The organism is Kitasatospora sp. NPDC088346, assembly GCF_044740765.1.
Classification (GTDB): Bacteria; Actinomycetota; Actinomycetes; order Streptomycetales; family Streptomycetaceae; genus Kitasatospora.
In genome coordinates, this window is record NZ_JBIURH010000001.1 from 616,812 (window position 1) to 634,790 (window position 17,979).

Annotated in this window: 17 protein-coding genes; 11 read left to right on the forward strand and 6 right to left on the reverse strand. The window is 75.4% G+C overall.

The window, feature by feature from the left end:
* Nucleotides 1–4: 4 nt before the first annotated feature.
* The 3 genes from ACIOFR_RS02755 to ACIOFR_RS02765 form a co-directional block, all read right to left on the reverse strand.
* Nucleotides 5–2,836, reverse strand: a complete 2,832-nt coding sequence (locus ACIOFR_RS02755) for a LuxR C-terminal-related transcriptional regulator (RefSeq protein WP_400991837.1) — start codon at nt 2,834–2,836, stop codon at nt 5–7.
* A gap of 46 nt (nt 2,837–2,882) precedes the next feature.
* The gene (locus tag ACIOFR_RS02760) at nt 2,883–3,347 is read right to left on the reverse strand and encodes a hypothetical protein (RefSeq protein WP_400991839.1); all 465 of its coding nucleotides are present in this window, start codon (nt 3,345–3,347) and stop codon (nt 2,883–2,885) included.
* Between the two features lie 248 nt (nt 3,348–3,595).
* A complete protein-coding gene (locus ACIOFR_RS02765) occupies nt 3,596–4,477 on the reverse strand; it encodes a LysR family transcriptional regulator (protein ID WP_400991841.1) in 882 nt (293 codons plus the stop codon).
* A gap of 72 nt (nt 4,478–4,549) precedes the next feature.
* Here ACIOFR_RS02765 and ACIOFR_RS02770 point away from each other — a divergent pair, with 72 nt between their 5' ends.
* The 6 genes from ACIOFR_RS02770 to ACIOFR_RS02795 all read left to right on the forward strand — a co-directional run bounded on the left by ACIOFR_RS02770 (nt 4,550) and on the right by ACIOFR_RS02795 (nt 11,043).
* On the forward strand, nt 4,550–5,473 hold the full coding sequence (locus ACIOFR_RS02770) for a dihydrodipicolinate synthase family protein (protein ID WP_400991842.1): 924 nt from the start codon (nt 4,550–4,552) through the stop codon (nt 5,471–5,473).
* Between the two features lie 78 nt (nt 5,474–5,551).
* Nucleotides 5,552–6,580 carry an aspartate-semialdehyde dehydrogenase gene (locus ACIOFR_RS02775; protein ID WP_400991844.1) on the forward strand — a complete coding sequence of 343 codons (1,029 nt, stop codon included), beginning with the start codon at nt 5,552–5,554 and terminating at the stop codon, nt 6,578–6,580.
* 245 nt (nt 6,581–6,825) lie between these two features.
* The gene (locus tag ACIOFR_RS02780; RefSeq protein ID WP_400991845.1) at nt 6,826–8,229 is read left to right on the forward strand and encodes an NYN domain-containing protein; all 1,404 of its coding nucleotides are present in this window, start codon (nt 6,826–6,828) and stop codon (nt 8,227–8,229) included.
* 154 nt (nt 8,230–8,383) lie between these two features.
* The gene (locus ACIOFR_RS02785; protein WP_400992134.1) at nt 8,384–9,382 is read left to right on the forward strand and encodes an ABC transporter ATP-binding protein; all 999 of its coding nucleotides are present in this window, start codon (nt 8,384–8,386) and stop codon (nt 9,380–9,382) included.
* The gene (locus ACIOFR_RS02790; protein WP_400991846.1) at nt 9,382–10,236 is read left to right on the forward strand and encodes an ABC transporter permease; all 855 of its coding nucleotides are present in this window, start codon (nt 9,382–9,384) and stop codon (nt 10,234–10,236) included. Before ACIOFR_RS02785 ends, ACIOFR_RS02790 begins: the two co-directional genes overlap by 1 nt.
* 45 nt (nt 10,237–10,281) lie before the next feature.
* Nucleotides 10,282–11,043 (forward strand): hypothetical protein, encoded by a 762-nt coding sequence (locus ACIOFR_RS02795; RefSeq protein WP_400991847.1) that lies wholly within the window; start codon nt 10,282–10,284, stop codon nt 11,041–11,043.
* A gap of 79 nt (nt 11,044–11,122) precedes the next feature.
* Here ACIOFR_RS02795 and ybaK read toward each other — a convergent pair whose 3' ends face one another.
* The 3 genes from ybaK to ACIOFR_RS02810 form a co-directional block, all read right to left on the reverse strand.
* Nucleotides 11,123–11,617: a Cys-tRNA(Pro) deacylase gene (ybaK, locus tag ACIOFR_RS02800; protein ID WP_400991849.1), complete on the reverse strand. Its 495-nt coding sequence runs from the start codon at nt 11,615–11,617 to the stop codon at nt 11,123–11,125.
* 56 nt (nt 11,618–11,673) lie between these two features.
* Complete coding sequence (locus tag ACIOFR_RS02805) at nt 11,674–12,402, reverse strand: LON peptidase substrate-binding domain-containing protein (RefSeq protein WP_400991850.1); 729 nt, start codon at nt 12,400–12,402, stop codon at nt 11,674–11,676.
* 93 nt (nt 12,403–12,495) lie between these two features.
* Nucleotides 12,496–14,073 (reverse strand): oxidoreductase, encoded by a 1,578-nt coding sequence (locus tag ACIOFR_RS02810; RefSeq protein ID WP_400991851.1) that lies wholly within the window; start codon nt 14,071–14,073, stop codon nt 12,496–12,498.
* Nucleotides 14,074–14,168: 95 nt separating this feature from the next.
* Here ACIOFR_RS02810 and hisD point away from each other — a divergent pair, with 95 nt between their 5' ends.
* From hisD to hisH, 5 genes are read left to right on the forward strand one after another with little or no spacing between them, the layout of a single operon-like run.
* Nucleotides 14,169–15,476 (forward strand): histidinol dehydrogenase, encoded by a 1,308-nt coding sequence (gene hisD / locus ACIOFR_RS02815; protein ID WP_400991853.1) that lies wholly within the window; start codon nt 14,169–14,171, stop codon nt 15,474–15,476.
* Nucleotides 15,473–16,570: a histidinol-phosphate transaminase gene (locus ACIOFR_RS02820; RefSeq protein ID WP_400991854.1), complete on the forward strand. Its 1,098-nt coding sequence runs from the start codon at nt 15,473–15,475 to the stop codon at nt 16,568–16,570. The genes hisD and ACIOFR_RS02820 overlap by 4 nt, the downstream gene beginning before the upstream one ends.
* 5 nt (nt 16,571–16,575) lie before the next feature.
* Nucleotides 16,576–17,169: an imidazoleglycerol-phosphate dehydratase HisB gene (gene hisB, locus ACIOFR_RS02825; protein WP_400991856.1), complete on the forward strand. Its 594-nt coding sequence runs from the start codon at nt 16,576–16,578 to the stop codon at nt 17,167–17,169.
* Nucleotides 17,166–17,318 (forward strand): hypothetical protein, encoded by a 153-nt coding sequence (locus tag ACIOFR_RS02830; RefSeq protein WP_400991858.1) that lies wholly within the window; start codon nt 17,166–17,168, stop codon nt 17,316–17,318. Before hisB ends, ACIOFR_RS02830 begins: the two co-directional genes overlap by 4 nt.
* A gap of 25 nt (nt 17,319–17,343) precedes the next feature.
* Entirely contained in the window at nt 17,344–17,979 is a 636-nt protein-coding gene (gene hisH / locus ACIOFR_RS02835) for an imidazole glycerol phosphate synthase subunit HisH (RefSeq protein WP_400991859.1), read from the forward strand.

Consider the following 17,979-nt stretch of genomic DNA (forward strand, 5'->3'; position numbering starts at 1 on the left):
GTCCTCAGGGGCGCGGCCCGAGTGCCGAGCGCACCTCCCGGCGGCTCGGCACCCGCAGTTTGCGCAGCACCTTCGCCACGTGCTGCTCGACGGTGCGCGGGGACAGGAACAGCACCTGGGCGATCTCGCGGTTGGTGCGCCCGGAGGCCAGCAGCCGGGCCACCTCCAGCTCGCGCGGGGTCAGCTCCTCGCCGTAGCCGCGCCGGGCGTGCGCCCGCGGGTCGCCGATGCCCTGCTCCCGGAGCACCATCGCGCAGCGCGAGCTGTCGGCCACGGCGCCGAGGCGCTCGTACTCCTCGGCGGCCTCCACCAGCCCGGGGGTGGCCGGCCGCTGTCCGGCGGCCAGCCGGGCGAGGGCGGCGAGCTCGGTGGCCCGGGCGCGGGCGTAGCGGCGGCCGATCCGGCCGTGGATCGCGGCGGCGCGCTGGTAGTGGTCGGCGGCGGCGGCCGGATCGCGGTCCACGGCCAGGTGGCCGAGGGCGAGTTCGACTCCGGCGGCGACGGCGGGGGCCGGGTGGTCGGCGCACTGCCGGGTGAACTCCTCGGCCAGCCGCCGCGCCTCGTCGCCGGCACCGGCGGCCAGCGCGGCGAGCACGGCCTCGGGCACGAGTTCGCAGCCCCAGGCCCAGACCGCCTTGGTCCGGTACAGCTCCAGTACGGGCAGCAGCGCGCGCCAGGCCTGCTCGGCGCCGCCGTCGGCCAGGGCGAGCCGGGTGGCCAGCGCGTGCGCGTCGAAGAACGGCATCGGGTCCGGGCCGTGGCCGCCGGACAGCAGGGGGGCGAGGGCGTCCGCGGCCTCGTCGAACTCGCCGTGCAGGGCGTGCAGATGGGCCAGCACCAGGGAGGCGTCGGTGCGCAGCGCGGGCATCTCGGAGATCTCCGAGAGCAGGGCGCGGGCCCGGGTCTCCAGCCCGTCGAGGCGGGCGGTGTGCCAGTCCAGGACCAGGGTCATGGCCCGGCCGACGCCCTGCATGAAGTCCATGCCGGTGGCCTCGGCGAGGTCCAGGCCCTCGTCCAGGTAGCGGCGGGCCTGCTCGTTCAGGCCCCACCCGACGGCGCCGCTCGCCGCGTTGCACAACGCCCTTGCGGTCTGGCGCAGTTCGGCCTGGTGCGGGGTGGTGCGGGGGAGTTCGGCGAGCAGTTCCCAGGCGGTCGGGTCGCCGACGCAGGCCAGCCAGGTGACCCGGCTGGCGAGCACCCCGGTCCGGGCCACCGGGTCGCCGCTGAGCCGGGCGGCCCGCTCGGCCCGGTCCAGCCAGCGGGCCTGCTGGGTGGCGTGGACGGCCAGGATCGGTGCGGCGAGGGCACCCATGGCGCGCGCCGCGAGGTCCGGACGCTCGCGCAACTCGGTGACACAGCGCTCCAGTTCGCGAAATCCCGCCTCGCTGTCGCCCTCCTGGTTGAGCAGCAGCAGGCCCAGCGTGAGGCGGACCTCGCCGCGGGTCGCCGGTTCCAGGTCGGCCGTGGTGACGATCCGCCGCAGCACCGCCAGCACCTGCTGGTGGTCGAGGGTGTTGCCGCAGATCCGGGCCAGCGCGAGGGCCGCCCGGGAACGGTGCCCGGCGGGCAGTGAGGGCTCGGCCAGCAGCTGGTGCAGCAGCTCGGTCGCGGTGGCGCTGTCGCCGGCGGCCACGGCCTGGTCGGCGGCGGCCCCGGCCTGGTCGCGCCAGCCGGTCAGGTCGCCGGCGGCCCGCAGGTGGTGGGCGAGTTCGGCCGCCGGCACCGGGTCGGCCGTCCGGAGCGCCGCGGCGGCGGCCAGGTGGGCGCGGCGCCGCTCGGGGCCGGGGACGGCCCGGTGCACGGCCTCCCGCAGGAGCGGGGCGGGCAGGTCGTACCGGCAGTCGGGGTGCTCGGTGAGCCGGCCGGTCTCCAGGGCCTCCAGCAGGGCGGTGCGGGCGGTTCGGCCGTCCAGTCCGGCGACGGCCGCCAGCAGGTCCTGGTCGGCCGGCCGGCCGACCACGGCGCACGCCCGGACCAGCGCGTCGGCGGCGTCGGAGCCGGTCTCCACCGGGTGGACGAGGGCGGCGGCGGTGTGCCGCAGGGCCTGGTCCAGGCCCTGCCCGTCCAGCCGGTCGAGCACCTGGACCAGCAGGTACGGCGCGCCGCCGGTCCAGCGGTGCAACTCGGCGGCGGTCGCGGTCGGGTGGCCCGCGCACAGGCGGCGGACCTGCGCCTCGTCCAGCGGCCCGAGCCGCAGTTCGGCGCCGGCGACGCCCGGTGGGCGGTGCGGCACGGCGGCGGCGCGGGCGCCGGAGGGGCGCTCGGCGAGCAGCAGGCCGAGGGTGGGCACCGGGTCGAGGGTGAGCGCGCGCAGCAGCTCCAGGCTGTCGGGGTCGGCCCACTGGAGGCCGTCGACGACCAGGACGGTCGGCCCGAGCGCGGCCAGGGCCGCCCGTACGGCGCGGAACACCCGGTGCCGGGCCAGCTCCGGGTCGGAGGTGGCCGCGGGGGCCGGAGGGAGGTATCGGGCGGCCTCGGGGATCAGTTCGGCCAGCGCGCCGATGACGGGGTCCAGCTGCTCGGGCAGGTGCGGTCCGGTCCCGCTCAGCAGCTCGGTGAAGACCCCGAACGGGAACGGCCGGGCCAGGGGCGGCACCCGGGTCGCCAGCACCCGCAGCCCGTCCGCACGCAGCCGTTCGGCGATCCGGTCGACCAGCAGGGTCTTGCCGAGCCCGGCCGGGGCGCTCACCCGCACCACGGCGGGCAGCCGGTGCAGGCCGGCCAGGGCCGCGGCGAGCTCGTCGTCGCGGCCGGCCGTCGGCTGCTCCGGGGCCGGTTCCGTCACCGGCTGCGGGGGAGCGGCGAGGCGGGCCCGCGGGCGTCGTGCAGTGTCCACTCCGGACTCCCGGGATCCGCGGCCTGGCAAGGGGTCGGACAGGGCCTCAACCGGTTCCACCGTAGTGGGCGCGCGCGGCCGGTACGCGGTGGAGCGGCGTGCGGCGGTCGTCCACCACGGCCGGGTGGCCCGGGACGGCCTCGGCCGGCGCGCGGCGGGCGGGCGCGGGGCGGCGGCCGGTGCGTTCCTGCGGCAGTTGCAGGACGGAGGCGCCCAGGACGGAGAGCCGGTGGCAGACGGTGGCCGCGCGGGTGTCGTCGAGGTGGAAGACGAACGGCCCCGGCACGAGGACGACGCTGAAGGTGTTGCGTTCGACGGCGCTCAGCAGCTCCAGCAGGCGGGGTTTCGGCCCGTGCGAGGCTTCGCCGTTGTCGATGAACCAGACCGGATCGGCGAGGCCGAGATCGCGGGCCCAGGTCTCCATGGTGTGCCGGTGGACCGGCATCTCCCAGGTGTCGAACGGGACGCATCTGAGATAGGCGGCGCAGGAGCGCCGGGAGCCGCTGAGCACGTTGACCTCCTGTCCGGCGAAAGGCCGGTGTCGGGGCGGTCACCGTTGACCGCCCGTCTCGGTCGGCGAGCCTCGGGATGCACTGTCAGGTGGACAGCCCGGGGCCCGCCGGCCGTCCCCTCGGACCGCGAACCCGCCGGTGGCGGGACGCCCCCGTGGTGAGTACAGCGGTCGCACCGGCGGCCCGACAAGGACTACGTAGGGGGATAGGTAGGCCGGTGCCGCGGGGCCCCAACTACGTAGTGGGGTCAGCTGATCAGCCCCGGCGGCAGGGCCTCGCGCAGAGCCGCGGTGAAGGCCGCGACCGCCGGATGGGCGCCCGCCCCGGCGCGGAAGGCCACCCGGGTGCGGCGGTGCATCGGCAGCCGGGTGAGGGTCGCCGTCCCGCTGCCGTGCAGGGTGCCAAGCTGCGGTACCAGGGCGACGCCCTGGCCGACCCCGACCAGTGCGAGCGCCGTGGAGAAGTCGTCCACCCGGTGCCGGATCTGCGGGGCGAAACCCGCGGCCCGGCAGGCCCGGACGACCATGGTGTGGCAGAGCGTGCCCGGCGGCGACACGATCCACGGCGCGTGCCTGAAGTCCGCGACGGTGCCCGCGGTGGGGGCGGCCAGGTACATCGGCTCGGTGAACACCGCCTCGGTGACGGTCAGGCCCGGTTCCGGCTCGGCCGGCACCAGGTCGTACTCGTGCACCAGCGCCACGTCCAGCTCGCCGGACCGCAGCTGGGCCGCGACCCGGGCCGGGTCCACCTCGGTGACCATCGGCTCCAGCCCCGGATGGCGGCCCGCCAGCACGGCCAGCGCGCCCGGCACGATCGCCCGGGCCGCGGACGGGAAGGTGCCGATCCGCAGCGGCCCGGCCGGCCCGTGCCGGGCACCGGCCAGCTCGGCACCGGCCTGTTCCAGCCGCTCCAGGACGGCCTCGGTGTGCCGCACCAGCTTCAGCGCGGCCGGGGTGAGCGCCACCCGGCGCCCGGTCCGTTCCAGCAGGGCGACCCCGGCCTCCCGTTCCAGCACCGAGAGCTGCTGGGAGACGGCCGAAGGGCTGAACGAGAGGGCCTCGGCGACGGCCGCGATGGTGCCCCGGTGGGACAGTTCGCGCAGCAGCCGCAGGCGGCGGAGATCGAGCATCGGCTCAGCTTACGAGAAGCGTCGGAAACCTGAACTGGACCTGCACGATCGGCGCGGGGCAGGCTCGTCGGCATGGAACTGCACGGCATCCACATCCCCCTGGTCACCCCGTTCGCGGCGGACGGCTCGGTCGCCCTCGACGCCCTGGAGGCCCTGGCGCACCGGCTGCTGGACGCCGGAGCCGCCGGTCTGGTCGTCCTCGGCACGACCGGCGAGCCCGCCACCCTGAGCGCCGCGGAGAAGCACTCCGTGACCGCCGTGGTCGGCGGCGTCTGCCGGGCCCGCGGCGCGGTCCTCACCGTCGGCGCCGGCAGTGCGGACACCGCCGCCACCGCCGGGGCGCTCGCCGCGCTGGACGGCGTGGCCGACGCGGCCCTGGTCACCGTCCCCGCCTTCGTCCGGCCCGGCGAGGCCGGCGTCATCGCCCACTTCGCCCACCTCGCCGAGCACAGCCCGGTGCCGCTGGTCGTCTACCACATCCCGTACCGCACCGGGCAGCAGCTCGGCGCCGCGACGCTGCGCCGGATCGGCGAACTGCCGGGCGTGGCCGGGCTGAAGCTCGCCACCGGCGCCGTCGACACCGACACCGTCGAACTCCTCGCCGACGTGCCGCCTGGCTTCGCCGTCCTCGCCGGGGACGACCTGCTGGTGTCACCGTTGCTGGCGCTCGGCGGCGCGGGCGGGATCCTCGCCTCGGCACACCTGGCGACCGAGCGGTTCGTCGCGCTGGAACGGGCCTGGCGCAGCGGCGACGCGGCGACGGCCCGGGAGCTCGGGCACCGGCTGGCCGCCCTGTCCGCGGCGGTGTTCACCGAGCCCAACCCGACCGTCGTCAAGGGCGTGCTGCACGCCCTCGGACAGATCCCGACGCCGGACGTGCGGCTGCCGCTGCTGCCCGCGGGCAAGGAGGCCGTCGGGGCCGCGCTCGCCGCGCTCGAACGGGTGCGGCCCACAGCGTGGGACGACTCGCCGACCGGCGCCGGTGACAGGGCATGATGGGCGGGGTGCGGCGGTGATCAGGCGCAATCTGATCAAGCGCAGTCTGATCGGGCACGAAACAGGAGGAGCAGTCGGATGAGGATCGGCATCGTAGGAGCGACCGGCCAGGTCGGCGGAGTGGTCCGCAGCATTCTGGCGGAGCGCGCGTTCCCGGTGGAGCAGCTGCGGCTGTTCGCGTCGGCGCGTTCGGCGGGGCGCACGCTGCCCTGGCAGGACACCGAGGTCACCATCGAGGACGCGGCCACGGCCGACTACAGCGGCCTCGACATCGTGATCTTCTCGGCCGGCGGGTCCACCTCCAAGGCCCTCGCCCCCAGGGTCGCCGCGGCCGGCGCCGTGGTGATCGACAACTCCTCCGCCTGGCGTCGCGACCCCGAGGTCCCGCTGGTGGTCGCCGAGGTCAACCCGGACGCGATCGCGGACCGCCCCAAGGGCATCATCGCCAACCCCAACTGCACCACGATGGCCGCCATGCCGGTGCTGCGCCCGCTGCACGAGGAGGCCGGGCTCGCCGCGCTCGTCGTCTCCACCTACCAGGCGGTCAGCGGCAGCGGCCTGGCCGGCGTCGCCGAGCTCCACGACCAGGCCCTCAAGGTGGTCGACGGCGCGGCCGCCCTCGCCCACGACGGCTCCGCCGTCGAGTACCCGGCGCCCAACGTCTACCGGCGCCCGATCGCGTTCAACGTGATCCCGCTCGCCGGCTCCGTCGTCGAGGACGGCTCCAACGAGACCGACGAGGAGCAGAAGCTCCGCCACGAGAGCCGCAAGATCCTCGGCATCCCCGGGCTCAAGGTCGCCGGCACCTGCGTGCGCGTCCCGGTCTTCTCCGGCCACTCGCTCCAGATCAACGCCCGCTTCGAGCGCCCGATCAGCCCGCAGCGGGCGGTCGAGCTGCTCACCGGTGCCCCGGGCGTCGAGCTCTCCGACATCCCCACCCCCCTCCAGGCCGCCGGCCAGGACCCGACCTACGTCGGCCGCATCCGCGCGGACGAGACGGTCGAGCACGGCCTGTCGCTGTTCCTCTCCAACGACAACCTCCGCAAGGGCGCGGCCCTCAACGCCGTCCAGCTCGCCGAGCTGGTGGCGGCGGAGCTGCGCGGCTGACCGCCGCGCCCCGTCCGACGCCGACGGCCCGCCCCGCACCGCGGTGGCGGGCCGTCGGCGTTCCCCGTCCACACCGCAGTCGGCGGCTCGGCGGCTCGAAGGCGCGCGGCCGAGGCCGCGGGACCGGAGGCGGAACGGGTGGTTCGCCCGGCGTCCCCGGGGGTAGAGGAAGGCCCAATAGCCGCACGGACCGCCAGGCGACTTCCCCCACACCGCCCGGCCGACCAGAGAAGAGGTGCGGAGCTGTGGACCGCTGTGTCGTTCTGGTCGACGCCGGATACCTGTTGGGTGCTGCCGCCAGCCTGCTCGCCGGAGAGCCCGGGCGCTCCCGGGTGGCGGTGGACCACACCGTGCTGATCTCGGCGCTGCGCGAGCGGGCGGAGGCCGAGACGGGTCTGCCGCTGCTGCGGATCTACTGGTTCGACGCGGCGCCCGAGCGCCGGCCACTGCCGGAGCACCGACGGCTGCGGGTGCTGCCCCGGGTCACCGTGCGGCTGGGCGCGCTGACCCGGGCCGAGGGGCGCTGGGTGCAGAAGGGCGTGGACGCCGCGATGCACGCCGAGCTCTCGGAGCTGGCCCGCAACCACGCCTGCGCGGACGTGGTGCTGGTGACCGGCGACGGCGACCTGCTGCCCGGGGTGATGTCCGCCAAGGAGCACGGGGTGGCCGTCCACCTGTGGGCGCTCCAGGCGGCCGACGGCGACTTCAACCAGTCCGAGGACCTGGTCGGAGAGGCCGACGAACGGCGGGTACTGGACCGGGAGTGGATCACCCGCTGGGCCCGGCAGAAGGAGCAGCCGGCCTTCCCCTCGCCGTTCCCCGCGCCGGCCCCGGCCCCCGAGATCGCCGAGATCATGGTGGTCGGGTCGACCGAGCCGGCCGTCCCCGTCCCGCCGGCCCGTCCGCGGCCGGCGGCCGCCGCCGCGCTGCGGATGATCCCCACCCCCAAGGACCTGGCCGTGCGCGCCACCGCACCGGTCGCCTCGGCCGGGCTGGGCGGCCCGGTGCTGCGCTGGTCCTCCGACCGGGGCTGGGTGGACCGCCCGTCCGCCGAACCGGTCGCCACCACCGCCGCCGACGGGCTTCCCACCCTCGCCCAGCTGACCAGCGCCGAACAGCGCTGGGCGGACCGCGAGGAGGACATCACCACGATCGGCGGTGACGCCCACGAGGTCGGACAGGTCTTCGCCCGCCGCTGGAGCGACCGGCTCTGCGCGGCGGACCGGATGGGCGCCGTCGACCGGCAGGGCACCCGGGACCGCCTGGGCGTCCTGTGGACGGACTACCCGCGCATCCCGCACCGGCTCGACGGCGAGCTGCTGCGCTACGCCGCCCGGTTCGGCCTGCTCGCGCACAAGGACGACCAGATCGACGAGCACGACCGGTACGCCATCCGGGCCGGCTTCTGGAAGGAGTTCGCCTCCCGGGTCCCCCAGCAGGCGGCCTCGCAGGGGCAGGAGGTCGACCTGCCCGGGGCGCGCAACGCCGACGAGGCCCACCAGACCGGCGAAGCCCACGCCGCTCGGGAGCCCCACCAGACCGGCGAAGCCCACGCCGCTCAGGAGCCCCACCAGACCGGCGAAGCCCACGCCGCTCAGGAGCCCCACCAGACACCGGGACACCAGGAGCCCCGCCGGGCCCAGGACTGAGCCGGGCCGGCACCCGGGACGGCCGCCGGCGCCCCGCGGACCCGCCGCCGGGCCGGATTGACCCCGTTGTCCGGATCCGCACCGTCAACGCGTAGAGTCTTCGACCGTGAGCGACACCGACCGGCAGGCAGTGCAGCCCCCGTCGCAGGGCGACGTGGGCGGGCCCGGCCGCCACTCGGAGGGCACCTGCTGCACCGTCCGCGACCTGGCCAAGAGCTACCGGAGCGGGGCCAGGGGCAGGGGCGCCCGGCCCGACGAGATCCGGGCGAACGACGGCATCGACCTGACCGTGCGCCGCGGCGAGATCTTCGGGCTGCTCGGCCCCAACGGCGCCGGCAAGTCCACCCTGGTCCGCCAGCTCACCGGCCTGCTGCGCCCCGACCGCGGCAGCATCGACATCCTCGGCCACGACGTGGTCCGTCACCCCGAGCGGGCCCCGCGACTGCTGGCGTACCTGGGCCAGGAGTCCACGGCGCTGGACGAGCTGACCGTCGCCCTGGCCGCCGAGACCACCGGACGGCTGCGCGGCCTCCGCCGGTCCGAAGCCCGCGCGGAGTCCGTCGCCGTCCTGGCCGAACTCGGCCTGGAGCCGCTCGCCGGCCGCCCGCTCGCCAAGCTCTCCGGCGGTCAGCGGCGGCTGGCCTGCTTCGCCGCCGCGCTGGTGGGGGAGCGGCCGCTGCTGGTGCTGGACGAGCCGACCACCGGCATGGACCCGGTCGCCCGCCGGGCGGTGTGGTCCGCCGTGGAGCGCCGCCGGGCCGAGCGCGGCACCACGGTGGTGCTGGTCACCCACAACGTGCTGGAGGCGGAGACGGTGCTGGACCGGGTCGCGGTGATCGACGACGGCCGGGTGATCGCCTGTGACTCGCCCGGCGGCCTGAAGGCGCTGGTGGACGGCGACGTGCGGCTCGACCTGGTCTGGCGCACCGAGGCCCCGGTCACGGTACCCGCGGTCGCCCGGTTGGCCGAGCGCGCCGAGCGCAGCGGGCGCCGCTGGACCGTCCGCACCACCCCGGAGGACGCCCGCGAGCTGGTCGCCGCGGTCACCACCGGCCCGGCCTTCGCGGCGCTGGACGACTTCACGCTGGCCACCCCGAGCCTGGAGGACGCGTACCTCAAGCTCGGCGGCCGCGGCACCGGACTGGTCAAGTGATGGGTGGCCCCGTGGACCTGGAGCGTGACCGGGTGACCCTGCTCGAAGCCCCCGCACCCGCCGACCCCGCGGTCGCGGCGCCGGCGGCCGCCGAACCGGCCCCGCTGGCGCCCGCCGCCGGCCTGCTGCCCGCGATGGCCGCCGTGTACCGGGCGCAGCTCGCCCGGGCCCGTGTGGCCCGGATCCCGCTGCTGTTCGTGGCGACCTTCCAGTCGATCGGCATCCTGGTGATGATGCGCGGCGTGGTCGACCCCGGCGACAGCCCGGCCGCCCGCTCGGTGGTGGCCGGCTCCAGCGTGCTGGTGGTGGCGTTCGTCGCGCTCAACCTGCTCGCCCAGTACTTCGGACGGCTGCGTGCCACCGGCGGGCTCGACCACTACGCGACGCTGCCGGTGCCGCCGGCCGCCGTGGTGCTCGGGGCGGCGGGGGCGTACGCCTCGTTCACGCTGCCCGGTTCGCTGGTCACGGCAGGCTTCGGCGCCTGGCTGTTCGGGCTGTCGGCGGCGCACCTGTGGGTGCTGCTGGCGGTGGTCCCGCTGGCCGGTGCGGCGCTCGCCGGGCTGGGGGCGGCCTGCGGACTGCTGGCGCCGAAGCAGGAGATCGCGACCCTGCTGGGTCAGCTCGGGATGTCCGCCGCGTTGCTGCTCGGGGTGCTGCCGGTCGACCACCTGCCGACCTTCGTGCAGTGGCTGCGGGACCTGCTGCCGTCCACCTACGGGGTGGAGGCCTTCGCCCGGACGTTCGGCGAGCGGCCCGACTGGACGGCCGTCGCCGGCGACCTCTCGGTCTGCGCGGGCGTCGCGCTCGCCTCCCTCACGCTGGCCGCCTGGGCGTACCGGCGGGCCACCCGCTGACGGGCTGAGCGGACCGGCGCGCCCGGGGCGTGAAACGATGGTCGGGTGACCGTACCAAACACACCTGCGGGTGCCGAGGCCGGGCCCGGGCCCGACCGGGACCCGTTCGCCCCGCCGACCGTCGACGTCCCGGCCGAGCGCACCAGGCCGGCGCTCCTGCCCGAGCTGCGGATCGGCGTCCTGACCGGCCTCGCCTGCGCGCTGCTCGGCGTGCTGGTCGGCCTGCTCTGGTACTGGCTGGCGCCCAGGGTGATGTTCCAGGTCAGCGGAAACCAGATCCTCTACATGGACCCGGAGGGCGAGCAGCGGGCCGGGGCGGACGCCGTCCTCGCCCTGCTCGGGCTGGGGGCGGGCGCGCTCAGTGCCGTCACGGCCTTCCTGCTCACCCGCGGCCGCGGCGGCGGGATCGCTGTCGCGGTCGGGCTCGCGCTCGGCGGTCTGGCCGGTTCGCTGGCCGCCTGGCAGCTCGGTGCCGCGCTCGGCCCGACGGCCGACCTGCGCGCGCACGCCCGGCAGGTGGGGGACGGCGGCACCTTCAGCGCGCCGCTGGAGCTCGGTGCGCACGGCGCGCTGCTGGTCTGGCCGCTGACGGCGATGGTGCTGCTGCTGGCCATGTCGGCCGCGTTCGGCAAGCGCGAGGAGGAGCCGCCGCCGTACTGGGCGTTCGGCCCGCAGTGGTCGGCGCCGGAGGGCCGCCACCGGGCGGGCGGGGGCTCGCCGCAGCAGCCGGACCAGCAGCAGCCGGATCAGCAGGGCGCGCAGCCGCAGGGCCGGACCCCGCCGCAGGACGCCCCGCGCCCCGAGTAGCCCCGCGCGGCCCCGAAAGGCCCCGGAAGGCCCCGAACCACGCCGAGCAGCCCCGCCGAGCCGCCGCCGCGGCCCGTCCTCAGCGTCCGATCGGGGCCGTCCGGGCGGAGGTGAGCGCCACCAGGTCGGCCGGGGCCAGCTCGACCTCCAGGCCGCGCCGGCCGGCCGAGACGAACACGGTCGGGTGCTCCAGCGCGCTGAGGTCCAGCACGGTGGGCAGCGGCCGGCGCTGGCCGAGCGGCGAGATCCCGCCCCGCACGTAGCCGCTGCTGCGCTCGGCGGCGGCCGGGTCCGCCATCGCGGCCCGTTTGCCGCCGACGGCGGCCGCCAGCGCCTTGAGGTCGAGCTTCCCGGAGACCGGGACGACGCCGACCGTCAGGGTGCCGTCCACCTCGGCGACCAGGGTCTTGAACACCCGACCGGCCGGGATGCCGAGCGCGTCGACGGCCTCGCCGCCGTACGTGTCGGCGGCCGGGTCGTGCTCGTAGGCGTGCACGGTGAAGGGCACCCGGGCGGCCTCCAGGGCCACCGTCGCGGGCGTGCCCTGGCCGCCCTTCTTCGTCTTCCTGGCCATGCGGCTCCTCTGCGGGGCGGGTGCGGGTCCGGGGCCGCGCGGGCCCGGGGGAGGGGTCAGTTCGGGCTGAACGCCTGCCGGGTCAGGTCCACGGCCGGCAGCGAGGGGAGCTGGGTCAGCAGGGCCGTCTCGCTGCGCAGCAGCTCCAGTTCGAGCGCGAGCCGCCCGGCGTTGTCGGGGCAGGCCAGCAGCTGCTGCTTGACCGGCGCGGGCAGCACGGCGGCGGCCGCGACCAGGTAGGACAGCACCTGCGGGTCGCCCGGCAGGTCCTGCTCGCCGGCCAGGCTGGCCTCGCGGGCGCCGGCCAGCCGCTTCTGGTACGCCCGGAAGGCCCGGACCACCCCGGCCGCGAGCGCGCCGGCGCCCTCGCCGGGCTGCTCGGGCAGCGTCTCGGCCTCGCCGACCAGGTACGGGCCGCCGGTCTCCACCGACCGCAGCCGGAACCGGGTGGTGCCGGTGACCAGCAACTCGAACCGGCCGCCGGGCTGTTCGCGCAGCGAGCTGACGTCGGCGACGCAGCCGACCCGGTGGATCGCCTCCAGCGGGTCGCCGCTGACGGTGCCCAGGCCGTCCAGCGGGCCCGCGGGCTCCTCGCTCTCGCGGACCGGGGCCACCTCGCGGCCGTCCCGGATCGCCACCACGCCGAAGCGGCGCGGCCGGTCCTCCGGTTGGTCCTGCAGGTCGGCCACGAGCCGGCGGTAGCGCTCCTCGAAGACGTGCAGGGGCACCACCAGTCCCGGATAGAGGACCGTGTTGAGCGGGAAGAGCGGCAGCCGTTCAGTCACGGCGCACAGCGTAGTTGCCGCGCCGCCGCCCGCGCCCCGCCCTTTTCGCGGAGAGTCCCCCGATCGGGCCCGCCGCGGCCCGTGGGCCGGTCTTCAGCCGCGCTGGAGCAGCCGGGTCGCGGCGGTGACGACGGTGGTGGCGAGCAACCAGCCGGTGATCACCAGGGCGGCCGCGACCCACTGGCCGGGCCGGTCGGGGTTCCAGCCGCCCTGCCCGAGGTCGACCACCGGGATCACCTTGCTGAGCGCGTACAGCGGGGCGTTCCAGGCGGGTGCCTCGTCGGCCTTCAGCGGCGGTGGCGGGTGCTCGGCGAAGTACGCGGTGCCCAGCCCCCAGGCGAGCACCAGCCACAGCGCGGCCCGCCCGGGCCGGTAGCCGTAGCCGACCGTGAAGTCCTGGAGGACGCCCCAGAGCCGGCCGGGCAGCGGCAGGGCGGCCCGGCGGCGGCGCTGCTTGGCGTACTGGACCTCGCGGGCGTCGTCGTCCCGGCCGTCGCGGCGCAGGGCGGCGGCCAGCTGTTCGTACGGCTCGGGGCGGTACTCGGCGAGGGCGTTCTCCAGCCAGGAGATCCGCTGCCGGACGGTGAAGGGCCGGTCCGGGCGCAGCGAGTCGTAGGTGAAGCCGGTGAGCCCGACCAGGCCGTCGCGCGGCCAGCTCTCGGGCGAGTCGACCAGGTTGCCGACCCGGGCGCGGGAGAGCGAGACCCTGCCGCGGGGCGGGGTGGGGCAGGTGATCCGCAGCTCCGGGGTCTGGATCCGGCGCAGCGAGAGCTCCTGCTGCTCGGACAGGTGGAACTCGGCGTTGGTGATCAGACAGGCGTTCTCGAACCGGCCGTCGACCAGCCGGACGCCGCCGAAGGCCCGCAGCGGGGTGCTGGCCGCGCCGGGCGGGATGGGTGCGCCGTAGCCGTCGCCGTAGATGGTCCGGGAGTCGGCCCAGCCGCCGTCCAGCGACCCGCCGAGGTACAGGGTGTGGCCGACGGTGATGTGGGCCAGGTTGAGGCAGTTGCGGTCCTCGGCCGCGGCGTGCAGCTGGGCGCCGCGCAGTGAGAGCCGGCCGCCGATCCGGGCGGAGCGCAGGCTGACCTCGCCGTGGGCGGTGATCCGGTCGGCCTCCAGGTCCTGGCTGACGGTGAGGCCCTCGCCGGACAGTGCCCGGCCGTGCCGGTCGGCGCCGATGACGGCCTGGTTGAGCAGCAGGTCGGTGCCGATCTTGGCGTCGGTGAGCCGCAGGCCCTGCGGGAGGTGGCAGCGCGCCAGGTGGAGGTCGCCCTCGGTGGCCAGCCGGGAGGCCTCCAGCCGGGGTATCAGGCAGCTGATCAGCCGGACCGTGCCGGCCCGCGCCTCGGAGATCAGCACCTTCCGCTCGAACCGGCACTGGTGCAACTCGACGTAGTGCCGGATGTCCGCGCCGGCCAGCACCAGCGGGCCGGTGATCAGTGCGCCGCTCAGTTTGAGCGAGGCGACCCGCCCGGGGGACGGCTCCGGTCCGGCGAGCAGCAGCTTGGCGATCACCTCGGCCCGGACCGTGCGGGAGGGGCCCCAGACCGCCGGGCCGGCCGCGTCGTCGAGGGTGTCGTCGCCGACCCGCAGATCGTGCACGCTGCCCTGCCGGAAGGCCTGCCACAGCCGTTGCTCGGTCGGCGTCCAGTCGCCCGGTGCGTGGTCCACGCCGTCTCCCCCGAAGATCGTGAATCGTCTCGGCTTTCGTATCACGGACTGAAATGCGCGACCGTCGGTTTCGGCCACTCCCTACACTTGGCCGTGTGATCTCTCGAATCGACCTGCGCGGCTCCTCCTCGGACCTGCGCGACGTGCTGCCCCGAGCCGAGTTCGACGTGGAGGCCGCCCTGGAGAAGGTGCGGCCGATCTGCGAGGACGTACGCCATCGCGGGGTCGCGGCGCTGATCGAGATCACCGAGCGGTTCGACGGCGTGAAGCTGGAGAGCACCCGGGTCGCCGAGGAGCAGATCGTCGCCGCCCTGGAGGCGCTGGACCCGAAGGTCCGGGCCGCGCTGGAGGAGTCGATCCGCCGCGCCCGCCTGGTCCACCGCGAGCAGCGCCGCACCGACCACACCACCCGGGTGGTGCCCGGCGGCACGGTCACCGAACGGTGGGTGCCGGTCGACCGGGTCGGCCTGTACGTGCCGGGCGGCCTGGCCGTCTACCCGTCCTCCGTGGTGATGAACGTGGTGCCGGCCCAGGAGGCCGGGGTCGTGGGCATCGCCGTCACCTCGCCGCCGCAGAAGGCCTTCGGCGGCTCCGTCCACCCGACCATCCTGGCGGCCTGCGCGCTGCTCGGCGTCACCGAGGTGTACGCGGCCGGCGGCGCCCAGGCGATCGCGATGTTCGCCTACGGCACCGAGGAGTGCGCGCCGGTCAACCTGGTGACCGGCCCCGGCAACATCTACGTGGCCGCCGCCAAGCGCCTGCTCAAGGGCCGGATCGGGATCGACGCCGAGGCCGGGCCGACCGAGATCGCCGTCCTCGCCGACGACACCGCGGCCCCGCGCGAGGTGGCCGCCGACCTGATCAGCCAGGCCGAGCACGACCCGATGGCCGCCTCCGTGCTGGTCACCGACTCGCCCGCGCTGGCCGAGGCGGTCGAGGCCGAGCTCGCGGCGCAGGTCGCCACCACCCGGCACCGCGAGCGGGTCACCGAGGCGCTCGGCGGCCGGCAGTCCGGCATCGTGCTGGTCGACGACCTGGAGCAGGGACTCGCGGTGGTGAACGCCTACGCCGCCGAGCACCTGGAGATCCAGACCCGCGACGCCCGTGCGGTCGCCGCCCGGGTCCGCAACGCCGGCGCGATCTTCATCGGCCCGCACTCGCCGGTTTCGCTCGGCGACTACGCGGCCGGATCCAACCACGTGCTGCCGACCGGCGGCTGCGCCTGCCACTCCTCCGGCCTGTCGGTGCAGTCCTTCCTGCGCGGCATCCACGTCGTGGACTACTCCCGCGAGGCGCTCGCCGACGTCGCCGCGCACGTGGTGAACCTGGCCGAGGCGGAGGACCTGCCCGGCCACGGTGACGCGATCAAGGCCCGCTTCGACTGGACGGTACCCGGTACGTGAACCTGAACGATCTCCCGATCCGGGACGAGCTGCGCGGCCAGTCCCCGTACGGCGCACCGCAGCTGGACGTCCCCGTGCAGCTCAACACGAACGAGAACCCGTACCCGCTGCCCGAGCCGCTGGTGGCCCGGATCGCCGAGCGGGTCGCCGAGGCCGCCCGCGGGCTCAACCGCTACCCGGACCGCGACGCCGTCGAGCTGCGCGAGGGCCTGGCCGCCTACCTGACCCGCACCACCGGCTTCGCCCGCACCCGCGAGCAGGTCTGGGCGGCCAACGGCTCCAACGAGGTCCTCCAGCAGCTGCTGCAGACCTTCGGCGGCCCCGGCCGCACGGCGATCGGCTTCGAGCCCTCGTACTCGATGCACGCGCTGATCTCCCGCGGCACCGGCACGGAGTGGATCTCCGGGCCGCGCAACCCGGACTTCACCGTCGACCTCGACGCGGCCGCCTCGGCCATCGCCGAGCGGCGGCCGAACGTGGTCTTCGTCTGCTCGCCGAACAACCCGACCGGCACCGCCGTCGCCGCCGACACCGTGCTCGCGCTGTACGAGGCCGCCCAGGCCGCCGGGCCGAGCCTGGTGGTCGTGGACGAGGCGTACGTGGAGTTCTCGCACCGGCCCTCGCTGCTGCCGCTGCTGGCCGGCCGGCCCAACCTGGTGGTCACCCGGACGATGTCCAAGGCCTTCGGCGCGGCCGGGCTGCGGCTCGGCTACCTGGCCGCCGACGCGGCCGTGGTCGACGCCGTCCAGCTGGTCCGGCTGCCGTACCACCTGTCGGCCGTCACCCAGGCCACCGCGCTGGCCTGCCTGGAGCACACCGACACCCTGCTCGGCTACGTCGAGCAGCTGAAGTCCGAGCGCGACCGGCTGGTCGACGCGCTGCGCGGGCTCGGCCTGGACGTCACCGACTCCGACGCCAACTTCATCCAGTTCGGCCGCTTCGACGACGCGCACGCGGTCTGGCAGGCGATTCTCGACCGGGGCGTGCTGGTCCGGGACAACGGGGTCCCCGGCCGGCTGCGCGTCACCGCCGGCACCCCGGCGGAGAACGACGCCTTCCTCGACGCCGTCCGCTATTCCATCAAGGAGCTGTAACCCGCATGTCCCGTACCGGCCGCGTTGAGCGCACCACCAAGGAGACCTCGGTCCTGGTCGAGATCGACCTCGACGGCACCGGCAAGACCGACATCTCCACGGGCGTCGGGTTCTACGACCACATGCTCGACCAGCTCGGCCGCCACGGCCTCTTCGACCTCACCGTGAAGACCGACGGCGACCTGCACATCGACACCCACCACACGATCGAGGACACCGCCCTCGCACTCGGCGCCGCCTTCAAGCAGGCGCTCGGCGACAAGGTCGGCATCTACCGCTTCGGCAACTGCACCGTGCCGCTGGACGAGTCGCTCGCCCAGGTCACCGTGGACCTCTCCGGCCGCCCGTACCTGGTGCACACCGAGCCCGCGGGCATGGCGCCGATGATCGGCAGCTACGACACCACGATGACCCGGCACATCCTGGAGTCCTTCGTCGCCCAGGCGCAGGTGGCCCTGCACGTGCACGTCCCGTACGGTCGCAACGCGCACCACATCGTCGAGTGCCAGTTCAAGGCCCTCGCGCGTGCCCTGCGCTACGCCTCCGAGCGCGACCCGCGCGCGGAAGGCATCCTCCCCTCGACCAAGGGTGCGCTGTGAGCAAGTCCGCAACACTGCTGATCATCGCCGGGCTCTTCCTGTCCGGCGGCGTGTACTCGTTCTGGAAGCAGAAGCAGTCCAAGAGCCTGATCGCGGTCCTCGCGATCGGTGCCGTGCTGTGCCTCGCCTCCGGCGTCATGCGCCTCTAGAGACCGGAAGAGACGAAGAACCCTGATGGCCAAGAACGTCGTCGTGCTGGACTACGGGTCCGGCAACCTGCGCTCCGCCCAGCGGGCCGTCGAGCGCACCGGCGCCAACGTCACCGTGACCTCGGACTTCCGGACGGCCCTGGAGGCGGACGGACTGCTCGTCCCCGGCGTCGGCGCCTTCGAGGCCTGCATGCGCGGGCTGAAGGAGGTCCGCGGTGACGTGATCATCGGCCGCCGGCTGGCCGGCGGCCGCCCGGTGCTCGGCATCTGCGTCGGCATGCAGATCCTCTTCGAGCGCGGCGTCGAGCACGGCGTCGAGACGGCCGGCTGCGACGAGTGGCCCGGCACGGTCGAGCCGCTGGACGCGCCGGTCGTCCCGCACATGGGCTGGAACACCGTGGACGTGCCCGCCGGCAGCAGGCTGTTCGCCGGACTCGACCCCATGACCCGCTACTACTTCGTGCACTCCTACGGCGTGCGGAACTGGGAGCTGCGGGTGACAAACGACAACATCACCGCCCCGCTGGTCAGCTGGACCACGCACGGGCAGCCGTTCGTCGCGGCCGTCGAGAACGGCCCGCTCTGGGCCACCCAGTTCCACCCCGAGAAGTCCGGCGACGCCGGCGCCGCCCTGCTGACCAACTGGGTCAACACCCTCTGA

What these genes read in the sequence shown, in the direction of transcription:
- ACIOFR_RS02765 (WP_400991841.1), bottom strand. Translation starts at nt 4,477, where the DNA reads ATGCTCGATCTCCGCCGCCTGCGGCTGCTGCGCGAACTGTCCCACCGG.
- ACIOFR_RS02770 (WP_400991842.1), top strand. Translation starts at nt 4,550, where the DNA reads ATGGAACTGCACGGCATCCACATCCCCCTGGTCACCCCGTTCGCGGCG.
- ACIOFR_RS02775 (WP_400991844.1), top strand. Translation starts at nt 5,552, where the DNA reads ATGAGGATCGGCATCGTAGGAGCGACCGGCCAGGTCGGCGGAGTGGTC.
- ACIOFR_RS02790 (WP_400991846.1), top strand. Translation starts at nt 9,382, where the DNA reads ATGGGTGGCCCCGTGGACCTGGAGCGTGACCGGGTGACCCTGCTCGAA.
- ybaK (WP_400991849.1), bottom strand. Translation starts at nt 11,617, where the DNA reads ATGGCCAGGAAGACGAAGAAGGGCGGCCAGGGCACGCCCGCGACGGTG.
- hisB (WP_400991856.1), top strand. Translation starts at nt 16,576, where the DNA reads ATGTCCCGTACCGGCCGCGTTGAGCGCACCACCAAGGAGACCTCGGTC.
- hisH (WP_400991859.1), top strand. Translation starts at nt 17,344, where the DNA reads ATGGCCAAGAACGTCGTCGTGCTGGACTACGGGTCCGGCAACCTGCGC.